The following is a 24,633-nucleotide window of genomic DNA, read 5'->3' on the forward strand; positions in this document are numbered from 1 at the left end:
AATCCTGATGCTTATCAGGATTTATTATTGTTTAACGATTTGTGTAACCTTCATTGTATTGTCGCTCAATATATAGCGTATTAAATATTTTCCTGGTTTTAATTTTTCAATATTAATTTCACCGGAGTTCATATTTACTGTATAGTTAGCAACCTGTGTACCTAAAATAGAATAGAAGGTCACACTTTTAATTTTAAGATTAGAGTCCTTTGCCTTAATAATCAGAAAATCCTTGGCAGGATTCGGATAAGCCACAAGAACACCATCATCAGCTTTTTGAGAAAATGCTGAAGGCTCCTTTATCTGAGCTTTTGCATTGTTGGAAAATCCAACAAAAGCACCTAAAAAGATAAATAAAAGTAAAAGTTTTTTCATCAAATTACAATTTCTATAAATATATTAAAACAAAAATAAACAATTCTACAATCTCCTGCAATATTTTTTTGTTTAAGTTGTAGTAAATTTGCATTAAATTTCATTCAAAAAGTATTCCAAATGATACATTCAAGAAATAGAAGACTGAGAGTAAATGAATCTGTCAGAAGTCTGGTAAGAGAATGCTCCCTTACTACAAGTGATTTCGTAATGCCGATCTTCGTAATGGAGGGCGAAAACAAAGAAGAACCGATTGCATCAATGCCCGGAATTTTCAGGCGAAGCATTGATCTTACGGTGAAAGAATGTAAGGAATTATTTTCTTTAGGAGTAAAAGCAGTCAATTTGTATATGAAAGTTTCAGATCATCTTAAAGACAATACCGGAAAAGAAGCCTGGAACAAAAACGGATTAATGCAGAATACCATCAGAGCTATAAAAGATGCAGTTCCGGAAATGGTAATTATGCCTGATGTGGCACTTGATCCTTATTCAGTTTATGGCCACGACGGTATTATCGAAAATGGTAAAATTATCAATGATGCTACCAATGATGCTTTGGCAAGAATGTCGGTTTCGCATGCAGAAGCCGGAGCGGATATTGTGGCGCCAAGTGATATGATGGACGGAAGGGTTCAGGTAATCCGTGAAGCATTGGAAGAAAGCGGATTTACGGATGTCGGGATTTTAAGTTATGCGGCAAAATATGCCAGCTCGTTTTATGGTCCTTTCAGAAGTGCTTTAGACAGTGCGCCGAAAGATAATATGGAAATTCCGAAAGATAAAAAAACATACCAGATGGACTTTCATAATGCGCGTGAAGCAATGAACGAAGTTTTTAAAGATATTGAAGAAGGGGCAGATATTATCATGATCAAACCGGGGCTTCCATACCTGGATATTGTTTCTAAAGTTCGTGAGGCTATTGACCTTCCGATAGCGGTATACAATGTAAGTGGGGAATACGCCATGGTAAAAGCTGCTGCACAGAACGGATGGCTGGATAATGATAAAACCATTATTGAAAGCCTTACGTGCTTTAAAAGGGCCGGAGCCGATATGATATTCACGTATTTTGCCAAAGAAGCGGCAATGATTTTGAATAGATAATTCCATCAGTGATAATTACTGAAAAACACCTCAGTTGAGGTGTTTTTAAATTTTAGTGTTTGTGTAAAGTAAAACGTTTACATTTTATATATTTGCTTTATGATTTTACGAGGAGAAAACTTAATCAAAGAATACGGTCCGAAAAAAGTTGTAAAAGGCGTATCTGTACAGGTTCAGCAGGGAGAGATTGTTGGATTGCTCGGCCCGAACGGAGCCGGAAAAACCACTTCTTTTTATATGATTGTAGGATTGGTTAAGCCTACTTCGGGAAAGATTTTTCTGGATAAGCAGGAAATCACAACCGATGCCATGTATCGTCGGGCGCAAAAAGGTATCGGATATCTGGCGCAGGAAGCCTCTGTTTTCCGTAAACTTTCCGTGGAGGAAAATATTATGGGGGTTTTGCAGCTTACCAAGCTTTCGAAAAGGGAACAACAGATCAAATGTGACGAACTGATCGAGGAATTTTCATTACAGCATGTCCGTAAAAACAGAGGAGATCTTTTATCTGGAGGAGAGCGTCGTAGAACCGAAATCGCACGCTGCCTTGCTACCGATCCGAGTTTTATCCTTTTGGATGAACCTTTTGCAGGAGTAGACCCGATTGCCGTTGAAGATATCCAAAAAATCGTAAGAAGCCTGGTTGATAAAAACATCGGAATTCTTATTACTGATCACAACGTGCAGCAGACGCTTGCTATTACCAACAAAACATACATCATGTTTGAAGGGAGAATCCTGAAGGAAGGCCTTCCAGAAGAGCTGGCCAACGATCCGCAGGTAAGGGAAGCTTATTTGGGAGAAAACTTTGTGTATCAGAGTATTTTGGATAAGCCTAAAAAGAAAAACTATGCCTATAATATTTGGGCAGGAAACTTCGATTCCAAAGCACAGCTGCAGGAATTTGTGAACCAGAACTTTGCGCAGTTTGATGACCTCAGGTTAATGTACGGTTTTGAAGACATCAGCTTCGCTTCATTGGGAAACTCAGAAATCCAGCATATTTTTAATGATGTAGTGGATAAAACCGCCAATAATGCTTTTGTATTTCAGAAAAAAGAAATCAATTCCCAATACTCATTGGAGCAGGCTGAAGCAGAATCTAAAGCTGCGAGCAGAGAGGAACTGCATTATCTTACAACTTATGTATTCGAAAATTAATTAAAGCATATATTTGCTGAAAATAGAATAAAACGTACCTTTTCTCTGTAAAACGGTACGTTTTTCAATTAAAAGAATTTGTATGGCAAAACCATTCAACAGAACGGTAACCTTATTCGGAATTTATAAACAGTTGGTTCCCTTTATCAGGCCATATCGCCTGATGATTTACGGAACCTTGTTTCTTACATTTCTGGGTGCACTCGCTGCCCAGGTAAACCCATTGGTACTAAAATATACGGTCGATGAAGTTACAAAGCTTACCCGTCTTCCGCATCCGATGTCGGAAGGCATTCATGTGCTTGTTATAATTTCGGTTATTTTATTGGGCAAAGAATTGCTGAATATTTTCATCAATTTCGGACAGAAATTTTACGGTGAAAAAATAAGGATTAATGTAAGCTCAGTTTTGGCTCAGTCGGCCATCGACAAAATCCTTACCTATCGTGTTGCGTATTTTAATGATGAAAATCACGAATCGGGAAAACTGCAGATCAGAATAGACAGAGGAATTGAAAGTTTAACGAGGCTGGTTCAAAACTTTTTTATTGATATGCTGCCTTTGTTTTCGAACGCGATCATTGCTTTAATCATCATGTATTTGCAGAATGTGTATGTCGGAATAGTTTCTACGATTATTGTTCCCATTTATTTTTATGTCAGTTCTTTACAGGCGAAAAAACTGAGTGGCGTAAGGAGAATATTGAGAAACCAGCGTGAGCAGAAAACTTCGGGATTATTGAATCTGATTAATTCCATTATGGTGATTAAAAGTTTTGTACGGGAAAAATTTGAAGGGAAAAAGCAATACGATCTTCAGATGCAGCTGATGGAAAGCCAGATGTTTACCCGGAAAACGAATTTTATTTATGATGGATTAAAAACATTTATCGAGCAGTTTGGTGTAGTTCTCATCATCCTTTTAACGGTTTACTTAGTATTGGATCAGCAGATGACCATCGGAGCGATTATGCTACATATCATGCTTTTTAATAATGTTTCGGCGCCGATCCGACAGCTTCACAGGATTTATGATGATATGAATGATGCCATGATTTATGCTGAAGGCTATTTCGATATCTTAAATGCCGACAATGAAAAAGAACCCAATGGTAATTTTGTTGAAAAAGAGATCAAAGGAAATTTTGAATTAAAAAATATCAATTTTACTTATCCCAACGGAACCCAGGCGCTGCATGATGTTTCCATGAAAATTGAAAACGGGAAAACAACGGCACTTGTCGGTCTCAGCGGAGCCGGAAAATCTACCATTATCAATCTTTTATGCAAATTTTATCTTCCTGATTCAGGTGAAATTATTTTAGATGGAGTTGATTTAAATAATTTTAATAACACTTTTCTCAGAAATGATCTTGGATTGGTACTGCAGAAAAACCATATTTTCCAGGGCAGCATTGAAGACAATATCCGGTATGGAAATATGAATGCAACATTTCAGGAAATTGAAGAAGCAGCCAAAAAAGCATATCTTCATGAGCAGATTATGGATTTACCCGATGGCTATAAGCATGATGCCACACAGCTTTCCGGAGGGCAACAGCAAAGAATTGCTATCGCCAGGTTATTTTTAAAAGATCCGCCGATTATTTTCCTTGATGAGCCCACAGCAAGTCTGGATGCCATCGCAACAGAACAGATCAAAAATTCATTAGATGCCATCAAAGAAGGCAGAACAGTGATTATCATTTCGCATTCTTTATCTCAGATTTTAGATTCAGATAAAATTTATGTGATGAAAAAAGGAAGGGTGGTGGAAAGCGGAACTCACGATGAACTCGTACAGATCAATGGAACGTACCGTGAAATTTTTGATGCTTCTGCAAGAAGCCTTAATCTGGACAAACTTGTAAGCAGCTTTAATAAATAACAATAATACTGTACAGTTTATAGTTTGCTGCCATCAACGATTAATCATCATTTATCAATCATCATTTATAAAAAATGAACGATCATTATCTTAAAAAGCTTGACCGCGTTACTGCAATCCTTACTCAATTGCAGTCAAAACCTATTGTAAGAGCTCAGGATCTTGCCCAAAAGTTCGATGTAAGTGTAAGAACGATCTATCGTGATATTAAAACACTGGAAAATGCAGGAATTCCCATCATCGGGGAAGCAGGAAGCGGTTATTCTTTGATGGACGGATACAAGCTTCCGCCGGTAATGTTTACCAAAGAAGAGGTGCTGAGTTTTATCACGGCTGAAAAGCTCATGCAGAAATTTTCCCATCAGAGTTTGGGAAGCCATTACAGAACTGCCATGGAAAAAGTGCGCTCCGTTCTTAAATATTCAGATAAAAATCTCATACAGAATATCGAGAAGCAGATTGATATCTTTAATTATTATCCTGAAACAGAAGATCACATCAAAGATATTCTCCCAATTATTTTGGAAAGCATTGCCGAAAAACGACAGCTGACTATGGAATATAAAACCATTGACGGAAGTATTTCCATGAGGACCATTGAAGCGGTAGGCGTTTTCTTTGAGTTTAACTATTGGTACATTATGGCTTTCTGTACGTTGCGTAACGATTTCAGACAATTCAGGGTCGACAGGATTTTACAGATTTTTAAAACCCAGAATCCTTTTCTTCAGGAATATGGCCAGATCAATGACTACCGGCAAAATGCAAACGGAAATAAAACCATCGTAAAACTTTTGGTTGAAAAAAAGATCATCAATCACCTTTCCAACTCCAAAAAATATTACGGCTTAATTGAAGAAAAGGAAACCGAGGAAGGTATGGAACTCACTTTTGAAACAGAATGGATCACAGACGGATTTCCACGATGGCTGATTACTTTTGCCGATTATGCTACCATCCTGGAACCGGAGATTCTTAAAATAAGACTGTCCGAACTTCTTACCGATATTTCCACAAAACATCAAAAAACCCCAGCAAACTGATGCTGAGGTTGTTGCAAATTTAATTATAGAATTGTAAGATTTTAAACAATTGATGTTTTGGATGTATGGTTAATCAATGCCCGCAATCTGTAGAGCGGCATCAGAAAGCTTAAAATCTCTCCCAAAAAAAAGGCGGTTCCATTCCAAGCGCTCTCAGGTAAACGTAGCCCTGTCCGCGGTGATGAATTTCATTATCCACGAAATACAGGATATTCTGGTAAACAGGAAACTCATACTGTCCGAATAAATTGAATGTTTCCTGGAAACGTTCTTCCGAGATTTGTCCAAAATAACGGTTGATCACTTCTGTTTCTTCATCCCATTTCTTCAGCAGCTCTGCCTTCGTTGTAGGATTAAAACCTTCTTCGTTATACGCTTTCATATTTTTCTCTACAATCCCTTTCAGAGCCGGACCGCCGATGCTGATCAGTTCCACGGCCAGTTTTGCAAAAGGTCTCATGCCGCCAACGGAAAATTCAAAAAGTTCTTTTTCAGGAAAAGCTTCGATTACTCTTCTTGTAAGGTTTCGGTGTCCCTGCCAATGTTCAAGAAGTTGCTCAGAGGTCATGAATTGTTTGGTGTTAATTGCTGTAGTTGTCATAATTTTAATTTGTTTGTTATTGTTGATACAAAGATAAAACCGGTTGATGACAACAGTTTGTCAGTAGGAATTTCGGGGTTGAAATTTTTTTTAGTTGTCTAAAATATTTTGCAGGTTTTCTTCGTTACAACTATGTATTATGCAATGTTAGGTAAATAATAACTTGAAAGTGGTCGGTCTTTAAGACCGATCATTTTAATTCGGAACATTTGGAAACAAGTCTTTTTAAGGAGCTTATTCCCGCTCTCCGCACTCGCTATTTCTAAGTTTCGGCGGCGAAGCCGCCGCCGAAACTTAGAAATGAGCTCAAACAATCGCTGCGATCGGGGCTAGGGTTTTGTCAATGATACAAATACTGGTGAAAATCTTGAATAGAATCATTGATTGACTTTATAACATAACAGCCGATGGCTGACTTAATATCTACAGCCCGGTGGCTGAGGCTCTCGAAGCCACATTCTTAACCAAACTTGTAAACCTTACAGGAAAAAACTAATTTAGTACGATGAAAATTTACACAAAAACAGGAGACAAAGGTCAGACTGCATTGTATGGCGGAACACGAGTATCAAAAGCCAGTGCAAGAGTCGACAGCTATGGAAATATAGACGAACTGAATTCATTTATCGGGATTGCCAAAAGCCATATTCAGGATGATGAAGTTTTAAAACAACTGAAGAAAATTCAGTTTGATTTATTCACAGTAGGTTCAGAAGCAGCTACTCCCGTTGACAAGTTGATGCTGGCTAACGGAAAATCACGTCTGCCATTAATTATTTCCGATACTGAAATCGAAGAATTGGAGAACTGGATGGATGATTTCGATGAAAAACTTGAACCGCTCCAGTTTTTCATCCTTCCCGGTGGTGGAAAAGCAGCGACTTTTTTGCACGCAGCAAGAACAATTTGTCGAAGAGCAGAACGTTCTCTTGTTTTCCTCAACGAATCGGAAGAAGTAAGACCTGAACTGATAAAATACCTGAACCGTCTTTCAGACTATCTGTTCGTTCTCGCGAGATATATTTCAAAAATCAACAACGAACCGGAAGAATACTGGAACCCGAATGAAAGATAAAGCCCTACTTTTCATTAACGGTGATCCTCCGGAATCTCTTCCTGATCCTGAACAATATAGACTCATTGCCTGTACCGACGGGGCTTTCCATTACCTGAAAAACCTTAATTTTCCATTGGAAAAGCTCGATTTTATTTCAGGGGATTTTGATTCACATTCGGGCTCGGATGAAAATATTTATCAGCATAAATTCATTTACACTCCGGATCAGGATAAAACGGATTTTCAAAAAGCCTTAGAAATTATTTTAGAAAAAGGATTTAAAACCGTTGACGTTTTCGGAGGAAGCGGAGGGGAGCAGGATCATTTCTTAGGAAATCTTACGGTAGCTTTTGTTTTTAAAGATCAGTTAAGCATAAAGTTTTATGATGAATTTTCTGAATATTATTTTATTCCGAAAAAGTTTACCGTAGAAAATGTAAAAAGTAAAATGATTTCATTATATCCATTTCCTTCCGTGGAAAATATTACAACCACAGGATTAAACTGGCCGTTAACAAATGGAAGTTTAAATATTACTTCCCTGATAGGAACCCGGAATTTTGCCGTTGAAGATGAAGTTTCTGTTGAATATGAAAAAGGAGATTTACTTATCTTCATTGGAAAAAACTACTTATAATTCAATTATTGCCAAATTATAAGCGAAAAAATCTGTAGATCAGCGTAATCTGTGGGAAATTAAAATTTGTTCAGAACTAACTGTTATTATTTAATTAATAAATTCTAATCTGTGTAAATCCGTGAAACTAGCGGATTTAAAAAAGCCATTAGCTTCACAGAATCAAAAAATGAAAAATTTAATCAAAATACTTTTTCTCATTGTTTCAATATATTGTGTAAATTCATGCAAAACGCAAAACTTCTCTGCTCCTGAGTACGGAAGAAATATAAGTGAAGAAAATATCAAAATTAAAAAGGTTTATAACTTCCGTGCCATAGGAAATATCACAAATATTGATGGAAGAACCCTGAAAGAAGGAAAATTCTACAGAAGCGGAAATCTTTACAAACTGAAAAATTCTTCTTTTAAAGAACTTGAAAACTTAGGAATACACGAAATTATTGATCTTCGGAACTCGAAAGAAATAGCCCTTAAACCGGATCATATTCCGGGTGAAATCAGTTACAGGAATTATTCAGCTTTTGAGGATGAAGGCGACCAGCTCGATCAGGCTAAAAAATTAGTATTGAAGGGAAAAGTAAACGGTACGGATGCCGACAGGCGAATGCTCGATTTTTACAGGGAATACGTCACAGAAAATCCTGAAATAATCAGGAAGATTATTACAGAAATCTTAGAATCTGATCAGCCTGTTTTATACCACTGCACGGCCGGAAAAGACCGTACAGGAATTATAACAGCGCTTATTTTAACGGTGTTAAAGTTTGATAAGCAGACCATTTACAACGATTATCTGCTGTCAAATAATTACAGAAATGATTTAATAAACAAAAGGCTGAATCTCGCTCATGATCTCCATTTTCTGTATCCCAGAATGGATGTTAAGGTCCTTGAAAAACTAAGTTGGGTAGAACGTGCTTACCTGGATGCAGCATTTAATGAAATCAATAAAAAATATGGTTCTGCAGATGCTTATATTCAACAGGTTTTGAAAATTAATGAAAATAAGCGGGAAGAATACATTCGCAGGTTTACGTATTGATAAACCGGATAGATTTCAGTACCGGATGCGATCAAAAATTATAATAACTTTAACGCTAAAAAACCAAACTTTTTTAGCAATTTTGCATTTCTTAATTCACTTGTTTAGAAATGAAAATAAAATACTCGGAACTAATTGATCAGACATTGTATTTTCCAACAGAAGAATTCAATGTATCTGAAAACAATTTGTTGTTTCACGACATTCCTTTAATGGAAGTTGTTGAAAAATTTGGCACTCCGCTAAAGATTAGCTACCTGCCGAGAATTTCTCAGAATATCCAGAAAGCGAAAAGCTGGTTTAAGGAAGCTTTTGAGAAAACCGAATATAAAAAAAATTATACCTATTGCTACTGTACAAAATCAAGTCATTTCAAATTTGTACTGGAAGAAGCACTGAAAAATGATATTTCCATAGAAACTTCTTCCGCTTACGATATGGACATCGTAAAATCTCTTTATGACAACGGAAAAGTAGATAAGAATATTGAAGTTATCTGCAACGGTTTCAAAACAGACGATTATCTGGCGAAAATTTCAGATATGATCAACAGCGGTTTCGAAAATATTACGCCGATTCTGGACAATTACCGTGAACTTGATAAATTAACCGAAAGCATCGACACTACTTTCGATATCGGAATCAGAATTGCTTCCGAAGAAGAGCCGAAGTTTGAGTTTTATACCTCAAGATTAGGAATAGGATATAAGGATATTATTCCTTACTACAGCCAGAAAATTGCAGAACACCCAAATGCAAGGCTGAAAATGCTTCACTTTTTCATCAATACCGGGATCAAAGATACTGCGTATTACTGGAACGAACTGTATAAATGTCTTCGCGTGTATGCGCGTTTGAAGAAAATTGCACCGGAAGTCGATTCCTTAAATATTGGTGGCGGTTTCCCCATAAAAACTTCCCTGAACTTTGATTACGACTATCAGTATATGGTAGAGGAAATTGTTTCCCAGATCAAAAAATTCTGCGAAGAGGAAGGAGTAGAAGAACCTAATATTTACACCGAATTCGGAAGCTTTACTGTAGGAGAAAGCGGAGCGAACATTTATAAAATCATCTCCCAGAAACGCCAAAACGACAGAGAAAAGTGGAATATGATCGATTCTTCTTTCATGACAACACTTCCTGACACCTGGGCAATTTCAAGACACTTTATCATGCTTCCTCTAAACAGGTGGGAAGATACGTACGAAAGAGTTTTCTTAGGCGGTCTGACCTGTGATTCTGATGACTACTACAATTCTGAACAGCATACCAACGCGATCTATCTGCCGGTTTTCAGCGATACGAAGCCTTTGTATATCGGGTTTTTCCATACGGGAGCGTACCAGGAAACCATCAGCGGATTTGGTGGAATCCATCACTGCTTAATGCCGCAGCCCAGACACGTTTTGATTCAGAAAGACGAAAACGGAGATTTGCAGTACGAAATTTTCCGTGAAAAACAGGAACCGGAAGATGTTCTGAAAATTCTGGGTTACAAATAGTAGATTTTATATTGATAGAAACGGGCTTTAGCCCGTTTGAAAAAACATAACATCAAATTGGCTTTAGCCAAAGCTTACAACAAAAAAAGCTCTCAGATCTAGAGAGCTTTTTTCTGTTTAAAAATATTGTGAGATTTTATCAATCTGAAGATCTTCGTAATCGGAAACTACCGTATCTGCTAATGTATAGTCCTGATTTTTAGAATGTGGGCTTCTGTAAGCCGCACAGAAAATTTTTGCCCGATGTGCCGCTAAAATTCCGTTGGTAGAATCTTCAATTACCATACAGTTTTCAACAGGTTGTCCGGCCATTTCCGCCGCCAGCAGAAAAACTTCAGGATGAGGTTTGGATTCCTTTAGATCGGCACCGCTTATTTTTCCGCTGAAATATTTTTCCAGATCGAATTTTTCAAAAACCATATCGATGGTAGTCATTGTTGCAGAGGATGCCAGAATCAGCGTAACGCCGTTTTCGTAATAGTGTTGAATTAGTTCTTTTACGCCTGAAATCAGATCAAATTCTTCATCATTGTCAAAATAATCTTTAAAATAATCCCGTTTTATTTTTGCGATTTGCTCAAATGTCTGCTTCAGATCAAAATGTTCAATCAAAGTATCACAGACTCTTTTGGTAGAGGCTCCCGTAAATGAGGTATACAACTCCTCGGAAACATCAATTCCAAGCTGATTAAATGTTTTAAAATAGGCTTTTCTGTGCAGGGGTTCTGTATCCACAATAACGCCATCCATATCGAACAGCACAGCTTTTAACGACATACAATTTTGTTTTAACAAAGGTAAGGATTTTGGCTGAAAATGAGACTTTGGAGAATCGATGAACGAAATTTAGTATCAGTTTTTTTTGAAATTTTTGTAAACTGCTGCCACCTATCCCTCATTTTTCAGATCTCCCAACTTCTTCGTATCTTTGGTAATAGTCAACCAATCACTTAAATATAGATCAATGAAAACATACGCAGGAATTTCTGAAGATAAAGCATCACTGGAAAACGCAAAAGTAATGCTGTTAACAGTTCCGTATGATGGAACTTCAACCTGGGGAAAAGGAGCCGATAAAGGCCCGGAATTGTTCCTGAATGCTTCTGAAAATATGGAGCTTTATGACATCGAAACCCAGACAGAACCGTATTTAGAAGGAGTTTTTCTTGCCGGAGAAGTTTCAGAAAATTCGACTCCGGAAGCAATGACGGAAGCTGTTTACCAAAAGACACAAGAACTTTTGAACCAGAAAGATAAATTATTTACCCTTATCGGCGGAGAACATTCTGTATCAATCGGTTCCATTCGTGCGGTTGGTGAAAAATTTGATAATTTAACAGTTCTTCAGTTGGATGCACATACCGATCTTCGCCCTGAGTACCAAGGTTCCGTTTGCAATCATGCATGTGCGGTTTTTGAAGCCAATCAGAAACACAATCTGGTACAGGTGGGCATCCGTTCGATGGATATTGAAGAAACCCAATATTTGCCGGAAGGAAGAGTGTTTTTTGCTCAAGAAATTGCCAATAACGAAAATTGGGTGAATGATGTATTGGAAAAAGTTTCAGGAAATGTGTACATTACGATTGATCTTGACGCTTTTGATCCGTCTATCGTCCCGTCTACAGGAACCCCGGAACCGGGCGGATTGCAATGGTATCCGACGTTGGAACTGTTGAGAAAAGTATTTGAAAAATGTAATGTTGTAGCGTTTGATATTGTGGAATTAATGGATTCTCCGATGGCAAAGCCGAGCGCATTCCTTGCGGCAAAGCTTTATTACAAAATGCTTGCATATTATCATCTTTATAAAAACAATTAAAATTCCGCAGGAATCGGATTTTTTTTGCCGTATCTTCTTCGGAAATTTGTATGGTAAAATTAATGATATGTCCACACAAAATCAGTTAGATTACGAAAGAATTGCCAAAGCGATAGAATATATTCGCAGCAATTTTAAGCTTCAGCCGGGTTTGGATGAAGTGGCAGAAAAAATACACCTGAGTCCCGCTCATTTCCAGAGAATGTTCTCGGATTGGGCAGGAACAAGTCCGAAAAAATTTTTACAGTTCATCAGCCTGGAGCATGCCAAATCTTTACTGAAAGAAGAGAAAGCAAGTTTATTTGATGCCGCTTTTGAAACAGGACTTTCCAGTACGAGCAGGTTGCATGATCTGTTTGTGAAAATCGAAGGAATGTCTCCGGCAGAATATAAAAACGGCGGAAGAAGCCTGAAGATCAATTACAGTTTCTCCGAAAGCCCTTTTGGAAAAATTATTGCAGCTTCCACAGATAAAGGAATCTGTTATATGGCTTTTGAAAACAACATACAAAAAGCGTTGGGAGATTTGCAGGCCAGATTTCACAATGCTTCTTTTTTTGAAAAACAAGACGAATTTCAGAAAAATGCACTTTCCATATTCAATAAGGACTGGACTAATATTAATACCATAAAATTACATTTAAAAGGTACCGATTTTCAGCTTAAAGTATGGGAAAGCTTGCTTACCATTCCTATGGGTAAACTTTCTACCTATGGAAGTTTAGCCGGGAAAATAGGTCATCCCAATGCATCAAGAGCCGTCGGAACAGCAATTGGCAGTAATCCGGTAGCTTTTTTGATTCCCTGTCACCGCGTGATTCAGTCATCGGGAAAAATCGGTGGGTATATGTGGGGAAGCGATCGAAAACAGCTGATGATCGGCTGGGAAAGTTCTCTTGTTTATTCGGATTTTAAACATAATGGTACAAATTTTCAAGAATAAGTACAAATTGATTTATTTAAAATTTTATAAGGTCAATAATTTCATTAATAGGAACGGGCTTTAGCCCGTTTTAGAGATATAAATCAAATCGGCTTTAGCCAAATCATCTTAATCATTGCATAGGAATTAAGTTTATTTTAATACTACTTTGCTTAGATTCTTACAGAATGACAAGATGAGAGTAACATAAAATCTAAACATAAAACTCAGATTGTCATGCTCAATTTATTCGAAGACATATCGGATTATCCTTTAAATCTTCTTTCCCATGATGGAACAGTTCACTATTACGGAAAAATTTTTCCACAAGAGAAATCAGACTTTTATTATGATTATCTGCTGAACGAAATTTCGTGGGAACATGATGAAGCGGTGATTTTCGGGAAACTGATCTTAACCAAGAGAAAAGTGGCCTGGTTTGGAGAAAAACCATTTGAATACACCTATTCCAAACGGACAAAATATGCAAAGCCGTGGACTCCTGAACTGCTTGAACTGAAAAAGAAATGCGAGGAAATTACAGGCGAAACCTATAATTCTTGCCTTTTGAATTTATATCACGACGGCAGTGAAGGAATGGCATATCATAGCGATGCTGAAAAGGATCTGAAAAAACATGGAGCTATTGCTTCTTTAACATTCGGAGCAGAAAGGAAGTTTTTATTTAAACATAAATCTACCAAGGAAAAAGTCGAAATTTTTCTAGAAGATGGAAGCCTGCTCGTCATGAAAGGAACGACACAGGATCATTGGCTGCACCGCCTTCCGCCAACTACAAAAGTGAAAAGCCCGCGAGTGAATCTTACTTTCAGAACGATTGAAGAATAAAAGAAATGGTGGCTTCGGGAACCTCAGCCACCATTTAGGTGTAATTTTAAGATGTAACAATATCGCTGTCGGTAGCTGAGGCCCTCGAAGCCACAGTTGCATTTTTATTTCAACACCTCAACTTCAATCGCGCTGTCATCAAAAACTTTGATAAAGGCTTTCGTATAATCTTCCTTTGTTGCAAAATTCGGATTTTCCATAAATTTCTGAGGGTTGATCGCAAAGAGCGGGAACCAGGTAGAAGAAATCTGGATCTGGATTTTATGTCCTTTTTTAAAAGTGTGAACCACATCCTGTAACTTGAAATTCACTGCCGTTTTTTGATTCGGGATTAATGCTTCTGCTTTTTCTCTTGAATTTCTGAATCTTGCAGGCATAATTTCACTGCGTACCATTTGGTGATAATTTCCGTAGACCACACCGTCTTTCTTGGCTTCAGGTTTAAAATCTTCGGGATAAATATCAATCAGCTTCACGGCAAAATCTGCATCGGTGGAAGTGGAGGCGATATTTAATTTAGCCATAATCTCTCCGGCAAAAGTGATGTCATCCGTCAGTACATCTGTCGTGAAAGTCAGAACATCCGGCCTTCCTTCAGCAAAACGCTGGTCTTCCGACATATAATTCTTTGGGGTGAAGCCATTAAAATCTTTTAGTTTATCAGAGCTTAAAACAGGATTATTAGGGTCGCTGTAATATTCTGAAAAGCCTTGTCCCGCAGCATTTTTCAATGTTCCATTTGCTAAGTAGAAATTTACTTTCTGTGCTTCTTTAGGAGGATAGGCTGCAAATTCTCTCCATTGTTTGGCACCGGTATCGTACATTAAAGCTTCAGGTAAACCTGCATCTTCTTTTGTGTTGCCTTTCAGGTAATGATTGAAAAATTTCGTCTCTACATTTTTCTGGTAATATGTTGCAATGCTGTCCCCGAAGTAGATTTCATTATGGAAATGTTTCCCTTGCTCGTACGCCCAGGCTCCATGAGAAAAAGGTCCCATTACTATCGTGTTTTTGGCTTTCGGACTTGTTTTTTCGATCGTTTTATAGATATTTAACGGCCCCGAAAGATCTTCAGCATCAAACCATCCGCCAACGGTCATTACCGCATGGTTTACGTTTTTAAGATGGGGAAGAAGACTTCTTTTCTGCCAGAATTCATCATAACTCGGATGATTCATAATTTCTGTCATAAAGAAATTATCTTTATAGTATTTTTCATAACCATCTTTCAAGGTTCCCATATCTCTGTAAAACTTAAGGCCGTCTTCCGAAGTTACTTTTACCATAGAATCTGTATACCAGGCCTTTTTTTCAGGCTTTGTTTTTTGAACTCCAAAAACAGGGAACGTTCTGAAATAACCCAGCATTACTTTTCCGTTATGGAGAAAATCGTCATTCCAGAAATCTGAAATCGGAGCTTGCGGAGAAGAAGCAACCAAAGCAGGATGCTGTGCCAGAATTCCTGCAGCAGTATAAAATCCGGGGTACGAAGTTCCGTACTGGCCTACTTTTCCGTTGTTTCCTTTGATATTTTTAAGAAGATATTCTATGGTATCGTAGGTGTCTGTGCTTTCATCAACATCTTTCTTTGTCTTGCGGTCTACCTGTGGAGTCATATTGGTGAACGTCCCTTCACTCATATATCTTCCGCGTACATCCTGAAATACAAAAATATATTTGTCTTTCATAAGAAACTGATTGGGCCCGAGTTTTTCCCGATACTCATTTTCACCGTAGGGCGCAATACTGTAGCAGGTTCTCTGCATCAAAAAAGGATATTTATTTTTACTGGAAATATCTTTCGGAATGTAAACAGCCGTAAAGAGCTTTACCCCGTCCCGCATTGGGATATACATTTCCTTTTTTACGAAATTATCTTTCACGAAAGTATTTTCGGGATCTTTCTGTTGTGAATTTCCGAAAACAAAACATACAATGAATACAATTGAAAAATAAGTTTTCATGCTTTAAAATTTGCAGCTAATTTAGTCATAAACCGGTTTTTAATACAATTTTATAAAAGAAAATAATTATTATGAAAATAATAAGCTATTGTTCTTATACAACAAAGCATCCATTTGGAGAAAAGGATGCTTTTGATTTTTATAATAAATTAAATTTATGCTTTCAGATAACGTGAATAAGCGTAACCTTCCTGTCCATCAGAAGTTTTTACTTTCCACCAGTCATCGGAAGTCTGCTCAACAAGTGATATAGAAGAGCCTTTGCTTACTTTACCGATAATGGCTGCATCAGTGGATGGTTCCTGTCTTATATTAAGGTTAGAATCATCTGTCGCTACTGTGAGTTCCGTTCCGGCTGCAAGACCGGAAACCTGTACGTCAATATTAATATCGGAAGCGGAGTAGGTAGAATCAATAGCTCCCAAAGCATTCCACACCGCGTCTTTGGCCGCCGTGTTGGAAGCACTTCCTGAAACATACAGTATACCGTCCTGCTCCTGGACTTTAAGATCAGAGATGCCTGCAGACTGAGCAGCAGAAACCACACTCGAATATTTGTTTTCTAATGTACTCATCTTATTTGTTATTAACAGTATAGTTATAATTTACTTTTCCTACTTTTAAAGCATCTACCGATTCTTTAACCTTTCTTGCATCAGAAGAAGAAATATTTCCGGTTAAGGTTAATTCACCGTTAATGACTTCTACCTTTACTCCGGGAATGTCTTTTACAGCATCCTGTACCTTTTGCTGTACGGCAGGGTCTACAGCAGACTGTGTTTCTACAGGAGCAGGTGTTGCTGCGGCTGCAGGAGCTACCGTTGCCATATCATGTACGTCTTTGATTCCGTTGATGGCTTTTAGTTGTTTGATCATTTCATCTTTTGCTTCCTGAGTTTCAAATGTGCCGCTGAGATGTGCAACACCATCTTTTACTTCTACAGAAGCTCCCGGATTAGATGTTACTACCGTAGTAGCCTGGGTTTGAAGGTCGGTATCAGATACCTTTTTTTTACAAGAAACTGATCCCAGAGATATGGCTACAGCTAAGGCAGCCATTGCGATAGTTTTTTTCATAGTTGTATATTTTGATGTATTTAATATGATCAATATAACAATAAAATTTATACCAAAAAGGTAAAATCAGGATTTATTTTTATTAATTACATTAGCACGTATAGAATGTAAGCAATAGTTTTTTAAAAGAACGTTGGTTAAGGTTCTGATTTTTAAAATACTATATTTTTATTGTAAAACTAAATCTTATAATACCTAACAGTTTTACGATTTAAATACAATTGAAATAATAGCAGAAAATTAAACAGGTATATATAGCTTTATTAAGCCTATTTTTAAACTGTATGATGTGGGATTGGAAGCAATTCTAAAAATATTATATTTGCCAAACTTGAATTATCAATATGAAAGGACAGAATAAACTATTTATAGCCATTGTCATCGCACTGATTCTAGGCGTTGCAATCGGTGGATTTGTGCACCTACAGTATCCTGAAAGTGCAGAACCCTTTTCTAAAAACATAAAACTTTTAGGAACGGTATTCATTCGTCTGGTGCAGATGATCATTGCGCCTCTGGTATTTACAACTCTGGTGGTGGGAATTGCCAAAATGAGTGACATCAAAATGATCGGACGGGTAGGTACAAAAGCAATGTTATGGTTTATCTCTGCTTCCCTCGTATCGCTTTTTATTGGTCTTGTATTGGTCAACTGGCTGGAGCCGGGACACGTAACAACTCTTCCGATCCAGGATGCTGCCTCGGCAGAAGAACTTCTGAAAAGCAGCAAAGGGTTTTCTATGGAAGATTTTGTAAAACATATTATTCCTAAAAGTGTTTTTGAAGCGTTTGCCACCAATGAAGTCCTACAGATTGTGGTATTTTCTATCATGTTTGGGATTGCACTGGCCAATTTGGGAGACGAATATGCACAGCCTGTTGTAAAGCTGTTTGATATTATTGCACACGGAATCCTGAAAATGGTCGGCTATATTATGTGGTTTGCACCTCTCGGAGTTCTGGGAGCCATTGCCGCAGTAGTAGCCACCAACGGGTTTGAAATTTTTAAAGTTTATGCTATTTACCTCAGAGACTTCTTCTTTGCACTGGGTATTCTTTGGCTTGTGCTTTTGTTAGTAGGATATCTGATTATCGGAAACCGCCTTTTTGAGTTGTTGAGAAGAATTAAAGAACCTTTGCTTATTGCCTTTTCCACCACCAGTTCCGAAGCCGTTTTCCCTAAGCTTGTGGAAGAACTTGAGAGATTCGGGTGTAATAATAGAGTAGTATCGTTCATTCTGCCGTTAGGATATTCATTTAATCTGGACGGAAGCATGATGTATATGACTTTTGCCTCGATTTTTATTGCACAGATTTATGGTATTGAAATGACTATCGGGCAGCAGATTACGATGCTTTTGGTACTGATGCTTACCTCAAAAGGAATTGCAGGTGTTCCGAGAGCTTCGCTGGTAATTATTGTTGCAACGTGTTCCATGTTCGGAATTCCGCCGGAAGGTATCGCCCTTATTTTGCCAATTGACCATTTCTGTGACATGGGAAGAAGTATGACCAACGTTCTTGGGAATGCACTGGCAACGTCTGCGGTTTCTAAATGGGAAGGACAGCTCGATAATCACGGCGGTGATTTGTAAAATAGTTTAACATAACAAATAAAAATGGTCATGATGAATTTCATTATGGCCATTTTTTGTATAAGGAGCTTGTTCCCGCTCTCACTACTCGCTTTTCCGTTAGTTTCTGCGGCGGCGGTTCCGCCGCCGCAGAAACTAACGGAAAGAGCTCAAACATGCCGTTCGATCGGGGCTAATTTGTCATTCCTGAACATCATCTATATTGTTGCTGAGATTCTTTCAGGATGACAACGTACCGCAATACACCGGTAATAAATTAAATAAAAAATTATATATCTGGGAAGTCTGTGTCATCTGCGGGAGACAAAATTCATACAGATGGGATGAAAATTAACACCTTTACGAAATGAAAATATCCTCATTAAAGGAAAATCTTTTCGATCTTTGTGGTTAAAATAGCTATTCCATTCAGAATAATGATAATGAATTTAGACCATTATAAAAGCACAATACAGAAAAGTGGTTTTGCGGTAATCAACAATATTTTTTCAGAAGAAGAAATTGAAAAGATCGGGCAAGTCATTGAAAACATAGATACTTCTAAAGAAGCCTTCAGGAAGTCAGAAGACCTTTTCGCCATAAGGCAGTTTTTGAAGGAGGTTCCTGAAGTACAAGATCTGATTTTTAATGATAACATACAGAAGATCATTGCAGAAGTTTTCGGTGAAAAATATTTTGTGGTAAAAAGCATTTATTTTGATAAACCTGAAAAATCCAACTGGTATGTTGCTTACCATCAAGATCTCACGATTTCCGTGGATAAAAAAGCGGAACTTCCGGGCTTTGGTCCGTGGACGACAAAACAGAACCAGTTTGCCGTTCAGCCGCCGCTTGATATTTTGGAAAATATTTTCACCATCAGAATTCACCTGGATGATACTGATGAAAACAATGGTGCATTGAAAGTAATTCCAAACTCACATTTGAAAGGAATTTACAGACCTGAAACCATTGACTGGTCCGTAGAAACAGAAACCATCTGCAACGTAGAAAAAGGCGGAATAATGATTATGAAGCCTTTACTTCTTCACGGATCAAACCGTACTACAAACGGAAAGAAAAGAAGGGTAATTCATATCGAATTTTCAGACAGACAATTGCCGAAACAGCTGAAGTGGTCGGAAAACATGAATTAAAATAAAAACCTCTTTCAAAAGAAGAGGTTTAGTTTTTTACCATTCAAAATTGATTATTTCTCCATATTTTGTATTGATATTATCCGGAAGGTATAAAAGTAATATCAAAAATTCTTCTCCGGGTTTATGATTGAAGAACATAGGGGTGTCGATAATCATATTTCTTTTAAGAATATTTTCAATTTCCTGATCTTTATCTCCGAAAGGTGTGAACGGAGTCAGTTTCTCAATTTTAGAATGATCATTAACTTTTACCTTATAAATTGCAAACGGATTCTTCGGCATAAAGTTTTTAATTGCGGAAAGATCAGATTTGTCACCTTTTTGTAATTCATCAAAGCATGTTGCAAATTGCAGTCCTGTGAAAGCAAATTTATTTTTATCAATATAGGCGAATGCTTTTTCCAAAACTTCAGATGTTGCTTTTTCCTTCTCCATATTAAACCTGTATTTCGGAGAACAGGACGAAATAGAATATTCACCATTGTATTTATTCAATAAAATAAGATATGTTTCACCAGGCTGTACATCTGTTTCGCATGCTCCTGAATACGGATTTCCGATAAGACCCCTTACAGTAAGTGTTTGGAATTTCTTACCTTTATAAATCTTTTCAAATTTTATATCTGCCTTATAAGTTCTCTGTTCCACATTTTCGCCGTAGACCTTTATAATTCTGATAATTCCCGCAACATCTGCAGCTAGATAGTTTTCTGCTAACGGATCTGTTTTACATTTGCAGGCGTACAACGTTACAACGTTTAAAACTAAAAAGAAGAAAAATAACAGTTTTTTCATGATCAGTATTATTTCACGGAAATTTCATCTACAAAAATATAAGCATCGCCGCCCGCTCCCTGGTGCCATTCCTGAAGTTTTCCGAAATGATAAGCTTTTACTTTGATAAATCGAGCCTGTGTAGGCAATACCTCAGCTGAAAAATCTTTTATCTGAACGGTTTCGTCTTTCGGATCAAGTGTATTGTCTACCGTTTTCAGCAGAATGTAATCTTTGCCGTTGTTTGAAACATAATATTCTACTTTTTTCGGCATTAAAATCCATGCCCTGCTGTCCTGCAGGTAGGTAGAAGATAGTTTGGTGAACTGCTGCGGAGATTTCATATCGATAATAGCTTCAAAAGTCTGTCCCTGGTAGCCCAGCCATTCGCCTTTTCTCCAGTTCGTGTCACCATTGATTCCGTCAATTAAGGATAATTTTCCGCTTGCCGTATATTGTGGAGTAGGAGTAGAAACTACGGTAATGTCCCAATTATTCGGCCTTCTGTTGAAATCAGCTCTTACAATGGAACTTTTTTCTCCGTTTCTTTCTGCGTAAGCTGCCACCTGTGTTGTTTTGGTAATGGTGAACGGACCTTTATAAGGCATGAACATTTTTCTCACATTCGCATCTCCTTCATCCATTGTCATATAGTAAATTTTATCATTAGGATTAAGAGCGGTGATTTCAACTTTGGTATTAAGATCAAAAATTCTTGCTGCTGCAATCACGGGTGAAGCCGTTAATTCATCATATTTAAAATCTTTGTAAGATCTTACATTTTCAAAACCTAGCTTTTTAAGTTCTTCTTTTCCTGTATTTTTAGTGATGGTTCTCGTAGTTCCGTCTTCAAGATGAATTTTAACCTCATCAAAATAAGGTTTTGTTGTCTGCCATTCCGGTAATCCCGGGGTAACAGAATAAATTCCCAGAGCACTCAGAATGTACCACGCGCTCATCTGTCCGCAATCTTCATTTCCGATCAATCCGTCAGGAGTATTTTTATAATAGTTATCGAGGATGAATTTAATCTTCGCATCTGTTTTTTCCGGCTTATCAACATAATTGTACAGGTAAGCAATATGGTGGCTTGGCTCATTTCCCTGTGCATATTGCCCGATCAGTCCGGTGATGTCTACCTGTTCTCTACCTGTAGTTTTATCCGGAGCAGAAAAAATAGCATCAATAAACTGTTCAAACTTTTCCTTTCCGCCGTGAGCTGCAATCAGTCCCGGAATATCCTGCTGAACAGAATAAGAATAATGCCATGAATTTCCTTCTGTATAATTATTATTCACTTCCCGCGGCTCAAAAGGTTCATACCAGTTTCCGTTTTTTCTCGGCTGCATAAATCCGTTTTTAGGATTGTAGAGGTTTTTCCAGTTTTGGGAACGTTTCATAAAATACTGGTAATCTTCTTTTTTACCTAAAATTTTAGCCATTTGAGCGATGCACCAGTCATCGTAAGCGTATTCCACGGTTTTGGAAACGCTTTCATGCTCATCATCAATACTGATGAAATTATTCTGTTTGTAGGCATTCAGTCCAAAAATATCCAGCATTGCAGAATGTTTGGAAGCCTCGAATGCTTTTTCATAATCAAAACCAGTGATTCCCTTTGCCATGGCATCGGCAATTACTGAAACTGAGTGATAACCGATCATACATTCCGTTTCGTTAGAAGCCAGTTCCCAAACCGGAAGTTTGCCGCCCTGTTCATATTGTTTGATGAAAGTATTGATGAAATCTGCCGTCCTTTTTCTGTCAATTAATGTCATCAATGGATGCGCTGCTCTGAAGGTGTCCCAGAGTGAAAATACCGAATAATAATCAAAACCGTTGGCCATATAGAATTTATTGTCTCGGCCTCTGTATTTTCCGTCCACATCCATATTGATATTAGGCTGGGTGAAGACGTGATACATCGCTGTGTAAAAAACAGCAAGTTTATCTTTGTCGGAAGATTTAACCTCGATTTTAGTTAATTCTTTATCCCAGTCGGCAACAGCCTGCTTTTTTACCGTTTCAAAATCATTCGATTTGCCTTCTGCAAGCATATTTTTTGCAGCGCCTTCATAACCGGTAGTGGAAATCGCGACTTTAATATTGATTTTTTCACCTTTTTTCACATTTGCTGAAAGTGCTAAAGCAAGCTTTGTCCCTGTTAAAATATTATTTTCATCTTTTCCATTAATTGTTTTTTTTGAAATTTTCAACGGTTTTGAAAACTCAATTCTGGCATAGATATATTGATTGGTTGCCCATGCTTCGCTCCTGCGGAAAACTTCGATCGTTTTATTATCAATAATTTTTACCTCACCTTCCAATAATTTATCCCTGTGATTTAGGTCTAAGATAATATTGGCATTTCCCGCCTGGTTAAATGTATATTCGTGATAACCGACTCTTTTGGTTGTGGTTAAACGTACATCAATATTGTGCTTATCTAATTTAACCGAATAAAATCCTGCCGAAGCTTTTTCGTTCTTATGCGAAAATTTTGAAGAATATCCTTTTGGGGTAAGGTCGGGGTTTCCCATCGTCGGCATCAGCATGATATCGCCGTAATCAGAAACTCCGGTTCCGTTCAGATGCGTATGGGAAAATCCGTAAATCACCGAATCCGAATAATGATAGCCGCTGCAGCCGTCCCAGCTCCCATCGATTCTTGTATCAGGAGAAAGCTGTACCATCCCGAACGGAACAATGGCACCGGGAAACGTGTGGCCATGGCCGCCGGTTCCGATAAAAGGATTTACATATTGCGAATAATTTTGTGAAAATGTATTATGAAATAAAATTCCCAAAAGAACAATCAATATTCTTTTCATGATCTATAAATTAAAATTTCCCTAAAATACTATAAAATTAGCTTCTGCAAAAGAAAATATCTATCAGTCTCTTTACTTATTCTAAATAGCTAAAAAATACGTAAATTTGTAAACAATTTATTTAGTTTATGTTGACGAAAGAAAAGGTACAAAGTTTCCTTAAAGAGATAGAAGTTGATGATTTGGTGAACAATCTTCAGATCGTGGGAAATGATGTTTATATTGATATGACCGCTCATTCACCTGCCATGCACGAAAAGAAAAAGCTTGAAGCAGCCATGAAGCAGGCTTTTGCAAGTGAGTTCGGAGAAGAAGTTCATCTGAAGCTGAAAATCGTTTCTCCGGAACCGACTGAGATCCAACAGAGTCAGATCAAAGGAAAACAAATCCCGGGGATCCAGAATATTATTGCTATTGCTTCAGGAAAAGGAGGCGTAGGAAAATCTACCGTTTCTGCAAATATCGCGGTAACACTGGCAAAAATGGGCTTCAAAGTTGGTTTGCTGGACGCAGATATTTATGGGCCGTCTGTTCCTACCATGTTTGATACGGAAGGACAAAAACCGATCTCTGTAGAAGTTGATGGCAAAAACCTGATGAAACCGATTGAAAACTATGGAGTAAAAATGCTTTCGATAGGATATTTTTCAGGAGCCAATCAGGCAGTTGTATGGAGAGGGCCAATGGCTTCAAAAGCATTAAACCAGATGATCAGAGACGCAGCGTGGGGCGAGCTTGATTTTTTACTGATCGATCTTCCTCCGGGAACCGGCGATATCCACCTTTCTATTATTCAGGAAGTTCCTGTAACGGGTGCCGTGATCGTGAGTACGCCACAACATGTAGCGCTGGCAGACGTAAGAAAAGGTATTGCCATGTTCCAGATGGAAAGCATCAATATTCCTGTTCTTGGATTAATCGAAAATATGGCGTATTTTACACCGGAAGAATTGCCTGAAAATAAATATTATATATTTGGTAAGCAGGGCGCTCAATATCTGGCAGAAGATCTGGGAATTCCTGTACTGGGAGAGATTCCTCTTATCCAGAGTATCAGAGAAGCTGGTGATGTCGGAAGACCGGCAGCATTGCAGGAAAACTCCGTTATTGCAGATGTTTATACGGAAACTGCCCGTAAAATGGTGGAAAGTCTTGTTGAAAGAAATAAAAACCTGCCTCCAACGGAAGCAGTTAAGATCACTACAATGGCAGGTTGCTCACCAAAAGCGAAATAATAT

The 24,633-nt window shown here is 37.8% G+C and carries 21 protein-coding genes and 1 pseudogene; 14 read left to right on the forward strand and 8 right to left on the reverse strand.

What is annotated here, in order from left to right; translation table 11 throughout:
• Positions 1-24 precede the first annotated feature (24 nt).
• Positions 25-375, reverse strand: coding sequence for a T9SS type A sorting domain-containing protein (locus tag HHL20_RS01580; RefSeq protein ID WP_169229448.1), 351 nt, complete (start codon positions 373-375; stop codon positions 25-27).
• Between the two features lie 120 nt (positions 376-495).
• On the opposite strand from HHL20_RS01580, the gene hemB reads away from it, so the two are divergent.
• The 4 genes and pseudogenes from hemB to HHL20_RS01600 all read left to right on the forward strand — a co-directional run bounded on the left by hemB (position 496) and on the right by HHL20_RS01600 (position 5,577).
• On the forward strand, positions 496-1,485 hold the full coding sequence (hemB, locus tag HHL20_RS01585) for a porphobilinogen synthase (protein ID WP_169229449.1): 990 nt from the start codon (positions 496-498) through the stop codon (positions 1,483-1,485).
• A 99-nt stretch (positions 1,486-1,584) separates the two neighbouring features.
• Positions 1,585-2,310, forward strand: a pseudogene (gene lptB / locus HHL20_RS01590) (LPS export ABC transporter ATP-binding protein); the annotation flags it as partial.
• A gap of 499 nt (positions 2,311-2,809) precedes the next feature.
• A complete protein-coding gene (locus HHL20_RS01595) occupies positions 2,810-4,534 on the forward strand; it encodes an ABC transporter ATP-binding protein (RefSeq protein ID WP_169231090.1) in 1,725 nt (574 codons plus the stop codon).
• A gap of 74 nt (positions 4,535-4,608) precedes the next feature.
• Complete coding sequence (locus HHL20_RS01600; protein ID WP_169229451.1) at positions 4,609-5,577, forward strand: helix-turn-helix transcriptional regulator; 969 nt, start codon at positions 4,609-4,611, stop codon at positions 5,575-5,577.
• A gap of 109 nt (positions 5,578-5,686) precedes the next feature.
• Here the strand turns inward: HHL20_RS01600 and HHL20_RS01605 are convergent, their stop codons facing one another.
• Complete coding sequence (locus tag HHL20_RS01605) at positions 5,687-6,178, reverse strand: DinB family protein (RefSeq protein ID WP_169229452.1); 492 nt, start codon at positions 6,176-6,178, stop codon at positions 5,687-5,689.
• A 505-nt stretch (positions 6,179-6,683) separates the two neighbouring features.
• Between HHL20_RS01605 and HHL20_RS01610 the strand changes: the two genes are divergently transcribed.
• The 4 genes from HHL20_RS01610 (at position 6,684) to HHL20_RS01625 (ending at position 10,422) form a co-directional block, all read left to right on the forward strand.
• Positions 6,684-7,253, forward strand: coding sequence for a cob(I)yrinic acid a,c-diamide adenosyltransferase (locus tag HHL20_RS01610; protein ID WP_169229453.1), 570 nt, complete (start codon positions 6,684-6,686; stop codon positions 7,251-7,253).
• The gene (locus HHL20_RS01615; protein WP_169229454.1) at positions 7,243-7,872 is read left to right on the forward strand and encodes a thiamine diphosphokinase; all 630 of its coding nucleotides are present in this window, start codon (positions 7,243-7,245) and stop codon (positions 7,870-7,872) included. Before HHL20_RS01610 ends, HHL20_RS01615 begins: the two co-directional genes overlap by 11 nt.
• 169 nt (positions 7,873-8,041) lie before the next feature.
• Positions 8,042-8,917 carry a tyrosine-protein phosphatase gene (locus HHL20_RS01620; protein ID WP_169229455.1) on the forward strand — a complete coding sequence of 292 codons (876 nt, stop codon included), beginning with the start codon at positions 8,042-8,044 and terminating at the stop codon, positions 8,915-8,917.
• Positions 8,918-9,027: 110 nt separating this feature from the next.
• Positions 9,028-10,422: a type III PLP-dependent enzyme domain-containing protein gene (locus HHL20_RS01625; protein ID WP_169229456.1), complete on the forward strand. Its 1,395-nt coding sequence runs from the start codon at positions 9,028-9,030 to the stop codon at positions 10,420-10,422.
• A gap of 117 nt (positions 10,423-10,539) precedes the next feature.
• Here HHL20_RS01625 and HHL20_RS01630 read toward each other — a convergent pair whose 3' ends face one another.
• Positions 10,540-11,199 carry an HAD family hydrolase gene (locus HHL20_RS01630; RefSeq protein WP_169229457.1) on the reverse strand — a complete coding sequence of 220 codons (660 nt, stop codon included), beginning with the start codon at positions 11,197-11,199 and terminating at the stop codon, positions 10,540-10,542.
• A gap of 187 nt (positions 11,200-11,386) precedes the next feature.
• On the opposite strand from HHL20_RS01630, the gene speB reads away from it, so the two are divergent.
• The 3 genes from speB to HHL20_RS01645 all read left to right on the forward strand — a co-directional run bounded on the left by speB (position 11,387) and on the right by HHL20_RS01645 (position 14,015).
• Positions 11,387-12,244 carry an agmatinase gene (gene speB / locus HHL20_RS01635; protein WP_169229458.1) on the forward strand — a complete coding sequence of 286 codons (858 nt, stop codon included), beginning with the start codon at positions 11,387-11,389 and terminating at the stop codon, positions 12,242-12,244.
• Between the two features lie 67 nt (positions 12,245-12,311).
• Entirely contained in the window at positions 12,312-13,187 is an 876-nt protein-coding gene (locus tag HHL20_RS01640) for a bifunctional helix-turn-helix domain-containing protein/methylated-DNA--[protein]-cysteine S-methyltransferase (RefSeq protein ID WP_185194786.1), read from the forward strand.
• Positions 13,188-13,403: 216 nt separating this feature from the next.
• The gene (locus HHL20_RS01645; protein ID WP_169229459.1) at positions 13,404-14,015 is read left to right on the forward strand and encodes an alpha-ketoglutarate-dependent dioxygenase AlkB family protein; all 612 of its coding nucleotides are present in this window, start codon (positions 13,404-13,406) and stop codon (positions 14,013-14,015) included.
• Positions 14,016-14,119: 104 nt separating this feature from the next.
• On the opposite strand, the gene HHL20_RS01650 is transcribed toward HHL20_RS01645, so the two are convergent.
• The 3 genes from HHL20_RS01650 to HHL20_RS01660 all read right to left on the reverse strand — a co-directional run bounded on the left by HHL20_RS01650 (position 14,120) and on the right by HHL20_RS01660 (position 17,056).
• A complete protein-coding gene (locus tag HHL20_RS01650) occupies positions 14,120-15,979 on the reverse strand; it encodes a CocE/NonD family hydrolase (protein ID WP_169229460.1) in 1,860 nt (619 codons plus the stop codon).
• A gap of 155 nt (positions 15,980-16,134) precedes the next feature.
• The gene (locus tag HHL20_RS01655) at positions 16,135-16,554 is read right to left on the reverse strand and encodes an SH3 domain-containing protein (protein ID WP_169229461.1); all 420 of its coding nucleotides are present in this window, start codon (positions 16,552-16,554) and stop codon (positions 16,135-16,137) included.
• A 1-nt stretch (position 16,555) separates the two neighbouring features.
• Entirely contained in the window at positions 16,556-17,056 is a 501-nt protein-coding gene (locus tag HHL20_RS01660) for a BON domain-containing protein (RefSeq protein ID WP_169229462.1), read from the reverse strand.
• Between the two features lie 344 nt (positions 17,057-17,400).
• Here HHL20_RS01660 and HHL20_RS01665 point away from each other — a divergent pair, with 344 nt between their 5' ends.
• Both HHL20_RS01665 and HHL20_RS01670 read left to right on the forward strand, forming a co-directional pair.
• On the forward strand, positions 17,401-18,651 hold the full coding sequence (locus tag HHL20_RS01665) for a dicarboxylate/amino acid:cation symporter (protein WP_169229463.1): 1,251 nt from the start codon (positions 17,401-17,403) through the stop codon (positions 18,649-18,651).
• 422 nt (positions 18,652-19,073) lie between these two features.
• Positions 19,074-19,787: a phytanoyl-CoA dioxygenase family protein gene (locus HHL20_RS01670; RefSeq protein WP_185194787.1), complete on the forward strand. Its 714-nt coding sequence runs from the start codon at positions 19,074-19,076 to the stop codon at positions 19,785-19,787.
• Positions 19,788-19,823: 36 nt separating this feature from the next.
• Here the strand turns inward: HHL20_RS01670 and HHL20_RS01675 are convergent, their stop codons facing one another.
• Complete coding sequence (locus tag HHL20_RS01675) at positions 19,824-20,585, reverse strand: hypothetical protein (protein WP_169229464.1); 762 nt, start codon at positions 20,583-20,585, stop codon at positions 19,824-19,826.
• Positions 20,586-20,593: 8 nt separating this feature from the next.
• Positions 20,594-23,395: a GH92 family glycosyl hydrolase gene (locus HHL20_RS01680; protein WP_169229465.1), complete on the reverse strand. Its 2,802-nt coding sequence runs from the start codon at positions 23,393-23,395 to the stop codon at positions 20,594-20,596.
• Between the two features lie 128 nt (positions 23,396-23,523).
• Here HHL20_RS01680 and HHL20_RS01685 point away from each other — a divergent pair, with 128 nt between their 5' ends.
• Positions 23,524-24,630 carry an Mrp/NBP35 family ATP-binding protein gene (locus HHL20_RS01685; protein WP_169229466.1) on the forward strand — a complete coding sequence of 369 codons (1,107 nt, stop codon included), beginning with the start codon at positions 23,524-23,526 and terminating at the stop codon, positions 24,628-24,630.
• The last annotated feature ends 3 nt before the right edge of the window (positions 24,631-24,633 follow it).

The organism is Chryseobacterium cheonjiense (assembly GCF_012927265.1).
Classification (GTDB): Bacteria; Bacteroidota; Bacteroidia; order Flavobacteriales; family Weeksellaceae; genus Chryseobacterium; species Chryseobacterium cheonjiense.